This window comes from Gordonibacter massiliensis (ex Traore et al. 2017), from assembly GCF_019731765.1.
In the GTDB taxonomy this organism is placed as follows: Bacteria; Actinomycetota; Coriobacteriia; order Coriobacteriales; family Eggerthellaceae; genus Gordonibacter; species Gordonibacter massiliensis.
In genome coordinates this window covers 1-13559 of sequence record NZ_JAASIO010000015.1, presented here as the reverse complement: position 1 = coordinate 13559, position 13559 = coordinate 1, and the positions used below count along the sequence as shown (strand labels likewise).

The 13559-nt window shown below is 65.9% G+C and carries 17 protein-coding genes; all 17 read left to right on the top strand.

The genetic code is table 11. The features are described from left to right. Positions 1–6 precede the first annotated feature (6 nt). Positions 7–714: a hypothetical protein gene (locus HCH03_RS13930; RefSeq protein ID WP_221689973.1), complete on the top strand. Its 708-nt coding sequence runs from the start codon at positions 7–9 to the stop codon at positions 712–714. 135 nt (positions 715–849) lie between these two features. Next, entirely contained in the window at positions 850–1296 is a 447-nt protein-coding gene (locus tag HCH03_RS13925; RefSeq protein WP_221689972.1) for a hypothetical protein, read from the top strand. A 12-nt stretch (positions 1297–1308) separates the two neighbouring features. Next, complete coding sequence (locus HCH03_RS13920; protein WP_221689971.1) at positions 1309–2364, top strand: phage major capsid protein; 1056 nt, start codon at positions 1309–1311, stop codon at positions 2362–2364. A 3-nt stretch (positions 2365–2367) separates the two neighbouring features. Next, positions 2368–2769, top strand: a complete 402-nt coding sequence (locus HCH03_RS13915; protein ID WP_221689970.1) for a Gp19/Gp15/Gp42 family protein — start codon at positions 2368–2370, stop codon at positions 2767–2769. Next, the gene (locus tag HCH03_RS13910; RefSeq protein ID WP_221689969.1) at positions 2756–3091 is read left to right on the top strand and encodes a hypothetical protein; all 336 of its coding nucleotides are present in this window, start codon (positions 2756–2758) and stop codon (positions 3089–3091) included. The genes HCH03_RS13915 and HCH03_RS13910 overlap by 14 nt, the downstream gene beginning before the upstream one ends. Then, on the top strand, positions 3084–3362 hold the full coding sequence (locus HCH03_RS13905; RefSeq protein ID WP_221689968.1) for a hypothetical protein: 279 nt from the start codon (positions 3084–3086) through the stop codon (positions 3360–3362). The genes HCH03_RS13910 and HCH03_RS13905 overlap by 8 nt, the downstream gene beginning before the upstream one ends. A 5-nt stretch (positions 3363–3367) precedes the next feature. After that, complete coding sequence (locus HCH03_RS13900; protein WP_221689967.1) at positions 3368–3718, top strand: hypothetical protein; 351 nt, start codon at positions 3368–3370, stop codon at positions 3716–3718. A 66-nt stretch (positions 3719–3784) separates the two neighbouring features. Then, the gene (locus tag HCH03_RS13895; RefSeq protein WP_221689966.1) at positions 3785–4354 is read left to right on the top strand and encodes a hypothetical protein; all 570 of its coding nucleotides are present in this window, start codon (positions 3785–3787) and stop codon (positions 4352–4354) included. 17 nt (positions 4355–4371) lie between these two features. Continuing rightward, the gene (locus HCH03_RS13890; protein WP_221689965.1) at positions 4372–4734 is read left to right on the top strand and encodes a hypothetical protein; all 363 of its coding nucleotides are present in this window, start codon (positions 4372–4374) and stop codon (positions 4732–4734) included. Next, entirely contained in the window at positions 4734–5135 is a 402-nt protein-coding gene (locus HCH03_RS13885; protein ID WP_221689964.1) for a DUF5361 domain-containing protein, read from the top strand. Before HCH03_RS13890 ends, HCH03_RS13885 begins: the two co-directional genes overlap by 1 nt. Beyond that, positions 5116–7806 carry a phage tail protein gene (locus HCH03_RS13880; RefSeq protein WP_221689963.1) on the top strand — a complete coding sequence of 897 codons (2691 nt, stop codon included), beginning with the start codon at positions 5116–5118 and terminating at the stop codon, positions 7804–7806. The genes HCH03_RS13885 and HCH03_RS13880 overlap by 20 nt, the downstream gene beginning before the upstream one ends. Beyond that, on the top strand, positions 7803–8639 hold the full coding sequence (locus tag HCH03_RS13875) for a hypothetical protein (RefSeq protein WP_221689962.1): 837 nt from the start codon (positions 7803–7805) through the stop codon (positions 8637–8639). Before HCH03_RS13880 ends, HCH03_RS13875 begins: the two co-directional genes overlap by 4 nt. 8 nt (positions 8640–8647) lie before the next feature. Next, on the top strand, positions 8648–9124 hold the full coding sequence (locus tag HCH03_RS13870; protein ID WP_221689961.1) for a hypothetical protein: 477 nt from the start codon (positions 8648–8650) through the stop codon (positions 9122–9124). Then, positions 9125–10813, top strand: a complete 1689-nt coding sequence (locus HCH03_RS13865; RefSeq protein ID WP_221689960.1) for a hypothetical protein — start codon at positions 9125–9127, stop codon at positions 10811–10813. Between the two features lie 18 nt (positions 10814–10831). Next, complete coding sequence (locus tag HCH03_RS13860; RefSeq protein ID WP_221689959.1) at positions 10832–11857, top strand: hypothetical protein; 1026 nt, start codon at positions 10832–10834, stop codon at positions 11855–11857. A 24-nt stretch (positions 11858–11881) separates the two neighbouring features. Then, complete coding sequence (locus HCH03_RS13855; RefSeq protein WP_221689958.1) at positions 11882–13087, top strand: hypothetical protein; 1206 nt, start codon at positions 11882–11884, stop codon at positions 13085–13087. Positions 13088–13099: 12 nt separating this feature from the next. Beyond that, complete coding sequence (locus tag HCH03_RS13850) at positions 13100–13378, top strand: hypothetical protein (RefSeq protein ID WP_221689957.1); 279 nt, start codon at positions 13100–13102, stop codon at positions 13376–13378. Positions 13379–13559: the final 181 nt, after the last annotated feature.

Sequence of the window (13559 nt, the reverse complement as noted above, 5' to 3'; positions counted from 1 at the left end):
GAGGCGGTGAGGGACCTCGAAGCGTTCGTGAAGGGCTTGGACTTCTCGGGAGGCTACGACGAGAAGAAGGCGGCCCGCGATGCGGTCGTCGAGCGGATTCAGATGCTCGCCGCCCGCTACGGGGACGCCGCCGCGACGCTGGCGGCGGACTTCTACAACGAGATCGCCGATGGCGCGGGCGCCTCCGTCGCCGATGCCGTGCTTGCGGACACTGCCACGGACGCGTCCGTGGCCGGGAGCGTCCGATACAGCGCGAAGCTGCTGTTCGGGCAAGAGCCGGACGCCGACGCGTTCCGCAGGGCATGCGCCGCCTCGCTCGCGCGGTTCGTCAAAAAGGCGGCGAACGACACCGTGTCGAAGAACGCCGTCCGCGACGGACGAAGGGGCGCGAAGTTCGCGCGCGTTCCGTCCGGGTCGGAGACGTGCATGTTCTGCGTCATGCTGGCCTCGCGCGGGTTCGTGTACGCGAACAGGGAAACCGCAGGGGAGTTCGACCACTTCCACGACCACTGCGACTGCAGGGTGGTCGTCGGGTTCGGAGACGACGCCGGAGTCGAAGGGTACGACCCCGACGCGCTGTACGAAAAATGGGCCGAGTCCGACCACTACGACTACATGCGGCTCCGCGCCGAGCGCGACAAGGGCAACAACTACCAGAAATACCTGGAGAAGCTGAGCAGAAGAAGCGACGCGATCAACGCGGGCCGCGGCTGACGGCTGATCGGCAAGCTAGGCCAAAACGGAATCAAGCGCCTGCGGGCGCTTTTTTCATGCCCGGAACCGGGCGCACGCGGCGACTGCGGGGAAAGTCGCTCAGACGACCGCCAAGGGCGGGGAAAGGGGCATTCGATGCCTGAGGCAGGACCCACTCCGAAACCGGAGGACCAGGACGGGACGGCTCCCAAGGAGTTCTCTCCCATCACCACGCAAGAGGAGTTCGACAAGCGCATCAAAGCGCGAATCGACCGCCTAGAGAAGCAGCACGAGCGGAAAACGCAGCAGCTTCAGAGCGAGCTCGACGCGGAGAAGGCACGCGCGGACACGGCCGAGGGCGAGTTGGCGGAGAAGAACGCCGCCGAGGAAGTGACCGCGTGGAAGAAGGAGGCAAGCGCCGCGAGCGGGGTTCCCGCCAACGTGCTTCGAGGCTCCACGAAGGAAGAGATAGAAGCCCACGCGGAATCGCTGAAAGAGCACTTCGCGAAGGACGCGGCACCCGTCGTCGATGCGGGCAGCCCCTCCACCGACGAAGGACAGGCCGGCGATCCTCTGCGCGAGGCGATCATGCAAGGACTATAGGAAGGAACCACCATGCCAGAATACAGCACCATCAACGGACGAGCCGACTTGACCGACGTGCTCCTGCCCGACCAGATCATCAACGACATCATCCAGGAGACGCCGAAGAACTCCGTCGTGCTATCCCGAGCTAAGAACGTGCGGTTGTCGGCGAAGAAGGCGAAGCAACCCGTGCTGGCGACGCTTCCGGAGGCGTACTGGGTCAACGGTGACACGGGGATGAAGCAGACCACGAAGGCCGCGTGGAAGAACATCAACATCACCGCCGAGGAGCTGGCCGTCATCGTGCCCATCCCCGACGCGCTGATCGACGACGCCAACGTCCCGCTTTGGGACACCGTCAAACCGCTTCTCAACGAGGCCATCGGCAAGAAGGTCGACGAGGCCGCGCTATTCGGCGTCGACAAGCCCGATTCATGGCCCGAGGCTATAGTTCCCGCAGCGATCACGGCGGGGAACACGGTTGCGCGCGGAACAGGGGCCGATCTCGGCGTCGACGTCGCCGAGATCGGCAAGATGCTCGCCGGGCAGGGCTTCGGCATCAACGGCTTCGCGTCGAAGCCCGGCATGCAGTGGGAGCTCGTCGGCCTTCGCAACGCCAACGGCGATCCGATCTACACGCAGTCGCTTGCGGGCGCTCCCGTGTCCGGGCTGTACGGGTACCCGCTGAACGAGGTCACCACCGGAGTGTGGGACGGCTCGAAGGCCGACCTTCTCGCCGCCGATTGGGGGAAGTTCGTCATCGGCATCCGCCAGGACATCACCTACGACCTGTTCAAGGAGGGGGTTATCTCCGATGCCGACGGCAAGGTTATCTTGAACCTCATGCAGCAGGACACGAAGGCGCTGCGCGTCGTGTTCCGCGTGGGCTTCCAGGTCGCCGTGCCGCTCACGCGCCTTGGCGGGAAGTACCCGGCAGGCGTCATCGTGCCCGCTTCGACGTCGGAGAAGGCCCTCGAAGACATGACGGTGGAAGAACTCAAGGCGTACGCCGCCGAGCACGGCATCGACCTTGGCTCCGCCACGCTCAAGGCGGACATCCTGGCCGCTATCAAGGCTGCGGAGTAGGGCGTGGAACCGTTTGCGACGACTGCCGACCTTGAGGCGCGTTGGCGCAAGCTGTCGAACGACGAGAAGGGCCGCGCCTCATCGTTGCTGGACGACGGTGCGGCCTTGCTCATGTCGATGCTCAAACGCGCCGGCGTTGAAGTCGATCCCGACGACGAGCTGCAGGCTGCGAATTTGAGGTCGATCAACTGCTCCATGGTGCAGCGTTCGATGAGCGCCGCTGGCGATATGTACGGAGTCACGCAGCAGACCATGACCGCAGGGCCGTTCTCGGGCAGCGCGACGTACGCCAACGCCACCGGGGACATGTACGTCACCAAGGCCGAGCGCATGCGGCTCGGAATAGGCCGCATGCGCATCGGTTCGATCCGCCCGGAGATAGGGGTGGCGGATGATACGTGGTGAGACGGTCGAGGTCTTGGAGGTTTCCAAAACGGGAGTCGACGGCTTCAACAAGGCGGTGCGCGAGGAGGTTCCCGTACCGGTTGACGACGTGCTGGTCGCACCGTGTCCGGCAGTATCCGCATCGGAGGCGAACCGCCCGGACGGCGCCGTGGCGGCCTGCACGCTGTACTTTCCGAAAACGTACCAGAGCGACCTGTACGGTAAAAGCGTCGTCGTGCGGGGGAAGTCCTTCAAAGTCATCGGCAATCCCCAGAGGTACGGCGATGAGAACGTCCCGGGCAGGTGGAACCTCGTTGTTGAAGTGGAGACCGTTGATGGCTAGGAACGTCAAAGTCGTGATGAGCCCTTCCGGCTCGCGCGAGCTCTTGAACTCCGTCGAGGTGCAGGTGGACTTGCTGGACAGGGCGCAGGCCATCAAAAAAAGGGCCGAATCCGTAGGCAGCGGCGAATACGACGCCGACGTACGTGCCGGCGCGAACAGAGCCCACGCGATGGTCAAGACGCCGCCGGGCAAGTCGAGGCGGGCGGCGCTGGCAAGGGCCTCGAACGCGAAGCACAACACCCTACTCAAGTCCATCGACGCCGGGAGGTGAGCACCTTGAACGTCGAGAAGCTGGTCGTTTCATGGCTCGGCGAGCATTGCGGCGTTCCCGTGTACGGGGAGGTGCCGTCGGAGGACGAAAAGCCGCATGGTGTGTTCGTCACTGTGGAGAGGACGGGCGGCGCGTTCGGGAAAGATGGTATCGACCGATCCATGATCGCCGTCCAATGCTGGGCGCGAAGCATGGTGGACGCGTCGGAACTCGCCGGGAAGGTTGCCTCGCTGGCCGGTTCGATCGAGGACGAGCCGGATGTCGCCGAATGCTCCGTGAACAGCCTGCACCGCCACCCGACGGCAAAAAAGGAACCGCGCTACCAAGTCGTGCTCGACATGGCCGTCTACGTTTAGTCGCGCACGCAACATGAGGAAATCAAACGCCCGCCTTCCGCGGGCTTTTTCGTTTCAGGAGGAGAGATGGCAAAGACCAACAACAAGGCAAACGTCAGCGTAGGCAAGCCGAAGGCGGGAGGCGCGGTTTTCGTGGCTCCTGCGGGGACGGAGCTGCCGACGGACGCGAAGACGGCGCTGCCCGACGATTTCAAGTGCCTGGGGTGCATCAGCGAGGACGGTGTGGTGCAGTCCCAGGAGATCGATTCCGAGGACATTCCCGACTGGGAGGGCAACATCGTCGATTCCCCTCAGACCTCGTTCGCCGAGACCTACCAGATGACCTACATCGAGCACATGAACGCGGACGTGCTCGGCTTCGTCTACGGAGCGGACAACGTGGTCATTCCCGCCGAAGGTGACGCCGCGATCAAGGTGATGCACTCAGGAGACGACCGCGACGAGGTGGTCATGGTCGTCGACACCGTGCTCAAGGGCAAGAAGCTCGACCGCCTGGTAATCCCGCGCGCGAAGTGCGGCGAGATCGGCGACGTGCCGCGCAAGCGCAACGAGCTGATCGCCTACGAGGCGACCGTCAAGGCGCTCTCCGACGACGCCGGCAAGACCACCTACGAGTACATCGAGGCGGTGGCCTGATGAAGAGCCTTGAGGAAATGACGATCACCCAGATCGAAGGTTACGCAAAGGCCCACGGCATCGACCTTGGCGGCGCCAAGACGAAGCAGGAGAAGATCGAGGCGGTGAAGGAGGCCGAGGCCGGCGTGGAGCGAGTTTCGGTTATGGGCATCGACGTGGACGTGGACATGCGCGTGTTCGACGACATCGACTTGCTCGACATGCTCGACGACTTCCAGAACGGCGACGCTCTCAAGTTCAAGAAGATACTCAATCGAATCTTCCGCGAACAGAGCGAAGAGGTGTTCGACAAGCTCAAAGACGCGCGCGGGCTCGTCACCGTGTCGCGCGCCTCGGAGTTTTTCGTCGCCGTCATGGAGGCGGTGGATGCAAAAAACTGATGAGGTTCGCCGGGTGGAGGAGAGCCTACCCGGCGCAGCTCCGCGCCGACTTCCAGCAGTACTACGGGCTGAACCTGGACGGGATGGGGCGGGGCTACACGGCGATGCACGCGGCCGACCTGGCCGTCATGCTCCCGTCCGACTCGCGCACCTACCTTGCGATAGACCCCGAGAACTCCTGGACGCTCGAAGCGCAGCTGTCGGCCGCCATGGTGAACGCCGCGCGCGACCTCGTGTGGCTCGAAGCGGACGCCAAGAGGAGGCGCAGCAACCGCCCCAAACCCATCGGGCCGAAGGTCAGCGCGCCTAATCCCGACGCAGAGGCGATCGACGCCGACGACTACCTGGAAACGCTCGAAAGGCTGAGAGAGGAGGCCGCCAGTGGCGACCGAGCTGGCTAGCGCCTACGTGACGCTCATCCCGTCGCTCAAGGGCGCGCAGAAGCAGATCGAATCCCAGTTGTCGGGTGTTGATGTGTCGAAATCCGGCAAGGCGATGGGATCGTCGATCTCGTCCGGCATCGGGTCGGCTCTCAAGGGCGTGGCGAAGGTCGGCGTCGGGGCTGTCGCCGCGATAGGAACGGCCGTCGGCGGATTGGCCCTCGGAGGCGGTATCTCTCGCGCCCTCAAACTCGACCAGGCAACGTTCAAGTTCAAGGCGCTCGGCATGGACGTGGAGAGCGCGATGGCATCGTGCAACGAGGCCGTCGCCGGCTCGGCGTTCGGGCTCGACGCGGCGGCCACCGTCGCGACCCAGCTCGGCGCCGCCGGCGTGGCGTCGGGCGACGCGATGACGGGAGCCCTGAAGTCGGTCGCGGGCGTGGCGGCCATGTCTGGATCGTCCATGGAGGACGTAGGGGCGATCTTCTCGAAGGTCGCCGCGAAGGGCAAGGTAGGAGGAGACGAGCTGCTGCAGCTCACGGAGCGAGGTATCAACGCTACCGCCGCCCTGGGCAAGTACCTGGGGAAGTCGGCCGACGAGGTTTCCAAGATGGTCTCGTCCGGCCAGATCGACTTCGCCACGTTCTCGGCCGCCATGGAGGCGACCTTCGGAGAGGCGGCGAGCGGTGCGAACGCCACGTTCCAGGGGGCCATGTCAAACGTCATGGCGGCGCTGTCGCGTGTCGGCGCGAAGTTTGCAAGCCCGGCTCTCGATGGGCTTCGCCGAGTGTTCGTTGCCCTCATCCCGGCCATCGACGCGGTGTCGAAAGTGCTCGACCCTGCCGTTGAGGCGTTCACGCGGTTCGTTGAGGCCGTGTCTGGTCGTGCTGTTTCTGGAATCGAGGCGTTCACGGAAGCCCTCGGAAACACCGGGAGCTTCCTTTCCGCGTTCAAGGTCGGACTTGAGGCGACGTTCGAGGGCACGGCGCTCGGCGCGCTCATAAGCAAGGTCAACGGGTTCGTAGGCGCGGTGCGCGCCGGAACCTCTCCGGTGGCGCTGCTGAAGGCGTACTGGGGCGAATTCCTCGACATGCTCGGCTCGAGAGTGGAACCTATCATTGAATCGGTCAAGGGGAAGATCGGCAGCCTTCCGCAACCGATTCAGAACCTTATCGGCTTCTTGCAGGAAGGAGGAGCCCAAGCAATCGCCTTCGGGGGGCTGTTCGCCGCCGCCTTCGCGAAGCTCCACGCCCCCATCGCAGCAGCCGCATCGACGGTCGGCGGTTTCGCCGCGAAGGTCGGAGGATTGTCGGACATCGCATCGACGGTCGGCGGCGTTGTGGCATCAATCGGGACGAAGCTCAATACGTTCGGCTCCGCCGTGACGCTTTGCGGCGGCGGCGTGAAGGGGCTCGTGACGGTGCTCGGAGGCATGCTCAACCCCGTCACGCTCGTCGTCGCGGCCGTTGCGGCCCTCGCGGCAGGGTTCGTCTACCTCATGAGCACCAACGAGGGGTTCAGGAACACGGTGATTGCCCTCGTGGAGCAGATTGGGGCCGGTCTCGCGCCGATGCTCGACGTTGTGGGGAACGCGCTGCAAGGGCTCGCCGCAACGGTTCTTCCGATGGTTACGAACATCGTATCGACCATGCTGCCGGTTATCGGTCAGGTTATCACCGTCATACTGCAGATCGTCTCGGCGCTCGCCCCGGTCATTTCCACTATCGTGTCGGTGCTGGTTCCCGTGCTGAAGACGATCATCGAGGTCGTGGTGGCGATAGTGAGCGCCATCGTGTCGCTCGTGATGCCGGTCATATCGGCCATAGTCAGCGCGATATCGACGGCCATGCCGATCATCCAGTCGGTGATCGAGTCGGCCATGGGGGCTATACAGGCTGTTTTCGACGCGGTGTGGCCTGTAGTCGAGGACGTTGTGGACGTTGCGATGACCGCGATCCAGAACGTCATAAGCATCGTCACGTCCGCGATAAACGGCGACTGGGAAGGCGTCTGGAACGGCATCAAGCAGTTCTTCTCCGACATCTGGAACGGACTCAAGAGAGCGGCGCAGGACGGCGTGGACGCCGTGTACGACGTCGTCACGGGCATCAAGGACAAGATCACGGGATTCTTCGCCGGATGCGGAAAGTGGCTCAGCGATTCGGGCAGGGCCATCGTGGAAGGGCTTGCAGACGGAATCAAAGGTGCCATCGACTTCGCAACAGGTGCGATATCCGACGTGCTGGGGGCTGTTCGCTCGTTCCTGCCGTTCTCCCCAGCGAAGACCGGCCCTTTCTCCGGCAAGGGCTGGTCGCTCTACTCCGGGCGCGCCATCACGGAGGCGCTCGCCGAGGGCATCTCGGGGCGCGCGTCGATGGCAGTTGCCGCGATGTCGGGAGTTATGTCTGGCGTGTCTGACTCCATGGCCGCGCGTTTCGAGGTCGATTCGGCTCCCTGCGCATACGATGCCGCAATATCACCGCTTTCGAACGTCGATCCCGTTTCCGATGTGCGGATAGACCCTTCAAGGTCGAACGACGGCGAGAGCGTGCTCGAAATGCTGTCGAATCTCGTTCGGTTGATCGAATCCGGGGCGATAAAGGTCGTGACGGACACCGGAGCTCTTGTTGGGGAGCTCGCACCCGCCATGGACGGTGCCATGGGAGAGCTGAGAGTAAGGAGGAGCCGATGAGGGACGACATCGAAATCGACGGGGTTTGGCTCGTGGAGTACGGCGTGGTCCTCTCGTCCGTCATGATTTCCGAACCTGAGCCGAAGACGTACATGGTCGACATCCCTGGAGGGGACGGATCGATAGACCTAACCGATTCCGTTTCCGGCGGAGCCGTCTACAAGAACCGAAAGCTCGAATTCGGCTTGGCTGTACGCGGCAACGACTGGCAAGGCACGGCACTGCGTTTGCGCAACGCCTACCACGGTCGCCGCGTCGCGTTGCGGTGCTCTTGGGACAAGGACCACACGTACTTCGGGCGTGTTGCGCTCGACACGTCCAAATCTTCCAAGCGCAGGGGATCCGTGAAGCTGACAGTAGACGCCGACCCCTACAAGCTGCGCGAGACCCGCACCTACCGCGTCAACTCCGCCGGCGGTGTGGCGGTGACGTTGGAGAGCGGCAGGAAGCCCGTGCGCCCGACCGTGGAGGTCGAGAGGCGCGCGCTCGTGTCCCAGGGCGGCAGGACGTGGGAGGTGGGGCCGGGCTCGTGGGAGCTCGACGGCCTCGTCCTGCGCCAGGGCGCGAACCGCGTCACCATCAACACCTACCCCGAGTACTCCCACGAGACGTGGGCGGCCTACCGGGGGGAGGCTTGGGCGTCGCTCGCCGGCAAGCTGCTCTCGCACGTCGCGGCCGGCGGGAAGCCCCTGCAGGACCCCGACCCGCTCTCCAACTACGCGGGCAGGCCGTGGGAGGCCATGCGCGGGCGCACGTGGCTCTCCATGAGCCACCCCGCGAGCCCCGGCGACGAGTTCGGGGCCTACGTCCAGTACAAGTGGTACGACCTTTAGGAGGCAGCATGGAAGTAACGGCGACGATGGGGCTCGCCAAGCCCAACGTCAACGACGAGGTGACCGAGACGGTCGAGGCCATCGCGGAGAGCTTCGACAAATTGGACAAGGCTGCGAGCTGGGTCGGCATGATCGTCCAGTCCAGCGTCGAGGTTGACCTCGAGGCGATCTACGGCGGCACGTGGAGCCGGATAGAGGGAGTGTTCTTGGTGGGCGCGGGCGACGCCTTCGGGGCCGGCTCCACGGGCGGCTCGAAGGCCCACAAGCACCTCATGCCGATCGGCTTCGATTCCGGCACCATGTACGGCTACTACAGCCCCGCCGGCGACACCCCGGCGTACGGCAGCATCGTGCAGAAGGCCAACACCAAGAAGTGGGCCATCACCGCCTCGGCCGCCGAAGAGAACCAGCGCATCGGCTACACGCAGGACGCCGAGGCCCTGCCGCCCTACAAGGCGGTGTACATGTACGAGCGGGTGGCGTAGGTGCGCCGCGTCCTCTACGACGGCGAGGTCGTCCACGACCCCATGTTCGGGCCGCAAGCGGTCTCGGCGACGCTGAGGCTCGAGGACGGCTCGGCGGGGACGCTCTCCTTCGCGCTGCCCCCGACGCACCCGCTCGCCGGCAGCATGGCCGCGATGGACGCGACCCGCGAGGTGACGGTGGAGGTCGACGGCGAGGAGGTCTTCCGGGGACGTTTGCTCTCGGACGGCATGGACGGGCTCGCGTGCGTCTCCTACGAGGCGGCCGGGCAGCTCTCCTACCTCTCGGACTCGGTGGTGCGCCCCTACGGCACCTACGAGTCCGACGAGTGGGCGCAGGTGGCCCCGAGGGGCGCGGGAGACCTGTTCCGCTGGTACGTCGAGCGGCACAACGAGCAGGTGGGGCCGGAGAAGCGGTTCGCGGTCGGCCGCTGCGAGGCCACGGGCGCCGTCACCCGCTCGTCAACCCAGCGGCCCAAGACCCGCGACGAGGTGCGCGACAAGCTGGTCGAGCCCCTGGGGCTGTCCCTGCGCGCCCGGTGGGAGAACGGCGTGCGGGTGCTCGACCTCCTGTCCGACGGCGACGCCGACAAGGGCCGCGAGGCGTGCTTCGGGGAGAACATCGTGGACTTCGCCGTCGAGCGCGACGCCTCCGACGTGGTGACCGAGATCGTGCCGACCGCCACCGGCGGGGACGAGAGGTTCGGGCTGGAGACGGTCACCGACGGCACGTACCACGGCTATTGGGTGCACGGAGACGCCATGCGCGACACCGAGGCCGCGAGGAGGTACGGCGTCGTGCAGGAGGCGCGGGACTACGACGTGTCCACCCCCGACGGGCTGCTTTCGGCGTGCGCGCGCGACCTCGCCTCGTCCTCCGAGGCGCTGGAGTCGGTGGAGTGCTCGGCGGCGGACTTCGACCTTCGCGGCCCCTCCGGCCCCGTCGGCCTCCACGAGCAGGTGCTGGTGACGAGCGAGCCCCACGGCGTCCGCCAGCGCATGACGTGCTCGGCGGTCGCGCTCGGCCTGCTCGACCCCTCGAACGACCGCTACTCGTTCGGGGCTCTCATGCCGACCCTCACGCGCGCCCAGGCCAAGGCGGCCTCGAAGTCCCGCGTCGCGGCCGACGAGTCGGCCCGCAGCGTGGCGGCGATATCGCAGGAGGCCAAGGACGCGGCGATCAGGGCGGACGCCGCCGTGGTGGCGTCGTGGGACGAGTACGCCATATCGGACAGCAACAGCGACCCCCCGGCGGACGGCTGGTCGGACGAGACTCCATCTTGGGAAGATGGCGTCTACGTGTGGCGGCGGGCGGTGACGGCCTACGGGGACGGCACGACGGTGGAGGGCTCACCGGCCGTCATGACGGGCAACACCGGCAGGGACGGCGAGGACGCCACCGTGCTCTACGTCGATTCTTCGCGAGGCTATGTGTTCAAGAATAATCTGATAAGCACGCAGCTTCGCGTAATCATCACCAAGGGAGGCGAGCGCGTGGCCGACGCGGCGAGGATGCGCGAGGTGTACGGGCCGGCCGCGCGCATCGAGTGGAGGTGGCAGCGGGTGGACGACCCCGGCTTCGGAACCATCTCGGCCGGCGACCCCCGCGTCTCTGAGGACGGGTTCGCCTTGACGGTCTCGCCCGACGACGTGGACGTCAAGACGGTGTTCACGGCGACTCTTATCATTTGAAAAGGAGCTGGTTAGCTTATGGCCGAGAAGGCAACAGGACAGGTAACAATCGTGGACATCACCGACGGCGTGTCGATCATGCTCACGTCGGAATCGTACACCTTCCCCGGCACGACGACCGGGGCCGTGGCGGGCAGCTGCACCACTCAGGTCGTCGCCATCGTCGGAACAGATCCCGCCACGGCCACCGTGACCGCGTCGGAGTGCACGTGCCCGGCCGGCATCACGGTGTCGGTCAACGCCAACAGCGGCTCTCCCGTCATCACCGTGTCGGCAGCGGCGTCGTTTCGGACGGCGGGCGTGGTGAAGATACCCGTGCACTGCGGGGAGGTCACCATAACCAAGGAGTTCAGCGTGGCGGTCGCCCTCAGGGGCACCGACGGCACGTCGGTCACGGTAAGCTCCACGTCGGTGACCTACCAGCAGGGCGACAGCGGCACAGCCGCCCCGACCGGCTCGTGGGCGGCGTCCGTGCCGGCGACGACGCCCGGCAAGTACCTGTGGACCAAGACGGTGGTGTCGTACTCGGACGGCAAGTCCACCACGTCCTACAGTGTGTCCCGCAACCCCGTCAACGGCAGCGACGGAGCGTCCGTCACGGTGACCTCCACGGCGGTTACGTACCAGGTTTCCGGCAGCGGCACCGCGACCCCGACCGGGACGTGGGCGACGTCGATTCCTGCCACCTCGGCCGGGCAGTACCTGTGGACGCGCACCGTGGTGACCTACTCCGACGGCAAGTCCACGACATCGTACAGCGTCTCGCGCAACGGCTCCAACGGGGCGGCGGGTGCCGACGCGCTGACGCTCGCCATCACGTCGAGCAACGGCCTGATATTTAAAAACTCCGACATATCCACGGTGCTCACGGCGCACGTCTACAAGGCGGGCACCGAGGTGACCGGCGCGGCCCTGACGGCGCTCGGCTCGATCAAATGGTACAAGGACGGCGGCACCACGGCGGTGGCCACGGGTGCCACGCTCACCATCTCCGCCGGCGACGTCGACAGCAAGGCGTCCTACGTCGCCAAGCTGGAGGGCTAGGTGGCCGTCAAGGCGCAGGCGCAGGTGACGCTCAGCAGGACCGTCGACGTCGCAAGCGTCGCGCGCTACTACAAGCTGCAGTCGTCCACGCTCGCCAAGCCCGCCAAGCCCGCGTCCAACCCGCCCGCCGGCTGGACGGCGACGGAGCCGGCGTACACCGCAGGCGCCACCAACAGCCTCTACACGTGCGAGCTGACGGTGCTGTCGGATAACACGTGGTCGTACTCGGACGTGTCCCTGTCCAGCTCCTACGAGGCCGCGAAGCAGGCGTACAACGCCGCGCAAGCAGCCCAGGACGCCGCCGGGGACGCGCTCAACAAGACGCTCTACGCGGCGTGCAACACGGCATCGGCCACCGCCGCCAAGGTTCCCTCGTCCACGGTGGCCGGGTTCTCGCTCGTCGCCGGGGCGTCGCTGAGAGTGAAGTTCACGTACGCCAACACGGCCGCGAGCCCCACGCTCAACGTCAACTCGACCGGGGCCAAGCAGATCAGGCTCAACGGCGCGAACTCCGCCTACTGGACGGCCGGGGCCACGGTCGACATGGTCTACGACGGGGCGTACTGGCAGGTGTGCAACACGCCGCTCTACGGCATCACGGCGACCGTCGGCAACCCCGCCGGGGGCAACGTCTACGTGGACGGCGAGGGCGTGTCGGTGCGCTCGGGGTCGACGGTGCTAGCGCGCCTCAAGGCCGGGGTTCTGGAGCTGGCCGCGAACTCCGTCGACGCCATCATCAGGCTCTGCGGCGGAAAGGGGATGATCGGCTACTACGCCGACACCGACCAGCTCGCCGTCATGGCCCCGACCTCCATCGCGCTCACCACCTGCACGACGCTGCCGGACGGCACGGTACAGCCCAACGACGCCGGGGTCGCCTGCAACAGCCACGGGGTGCTCGCCAAGGGCGACGTGCAGGTGTGGGGATCGCTCGCGCTCAACGGCGCCGCCGTCAAAAAGGAATGGTCGGGCTCGGCGGTCGTCAACTTCGCCGGCGGGGAGACCGTGGCCGTCTGGGACAACGCGACGATCAGGCAGATGTTTCCCGGATGCGGCGATTACCCGTGCGTCACGTTCTCGAACGGCGACAACAGCAACGGGTCGTGGACGATCTACGGCGCTCTGCAGCACGGCGGAGCGATCTCTGCCGGCGGGGCCGTCCTCGCGCAGGCGAGCCGCCCCGTCACTGGATACGCAAGGCTCAACTACAAGGTGACGGAGGCGGGCTAAGGAGGTGATGCGATGGATTCGTGCGCCGAGCACTCGGCCCACGAGAGGGCCATCGAGCAGCACGACCGGCGGCTGGACGCCCACGGAGGCGAGATAGACGAGCTGCGCGAGTGCGTGGTGCGGCTCACGGCCCTGCAGGAGGCGCACAGCGCCTGGCAGGCCGACGCCGACGACAGGATAGCGGCCCTGGAGGCCGCGCCGGGCAAACGCTGGGAGAGCGCGATCAACTACGTGCTGACATCGGTGATAGGCATCGTGATCGGCATAGCGGCCGGTCATATTGGATTGTGAACAAGAGAGAGGACCAACGGATGGATACGAGCAATTGGACAACCGAGCGCGTCATCGCGATCGCGCGCCTCGCGTGCAGCCTGGCGGCGTCGGTCGCGGCGGGCTGCGGCCTGGCGCTGGACGCGGACGCGCTGTACATCGGCGTTACCTGCGTGCTGGCCACGGCGTGCTACGCGTGGAG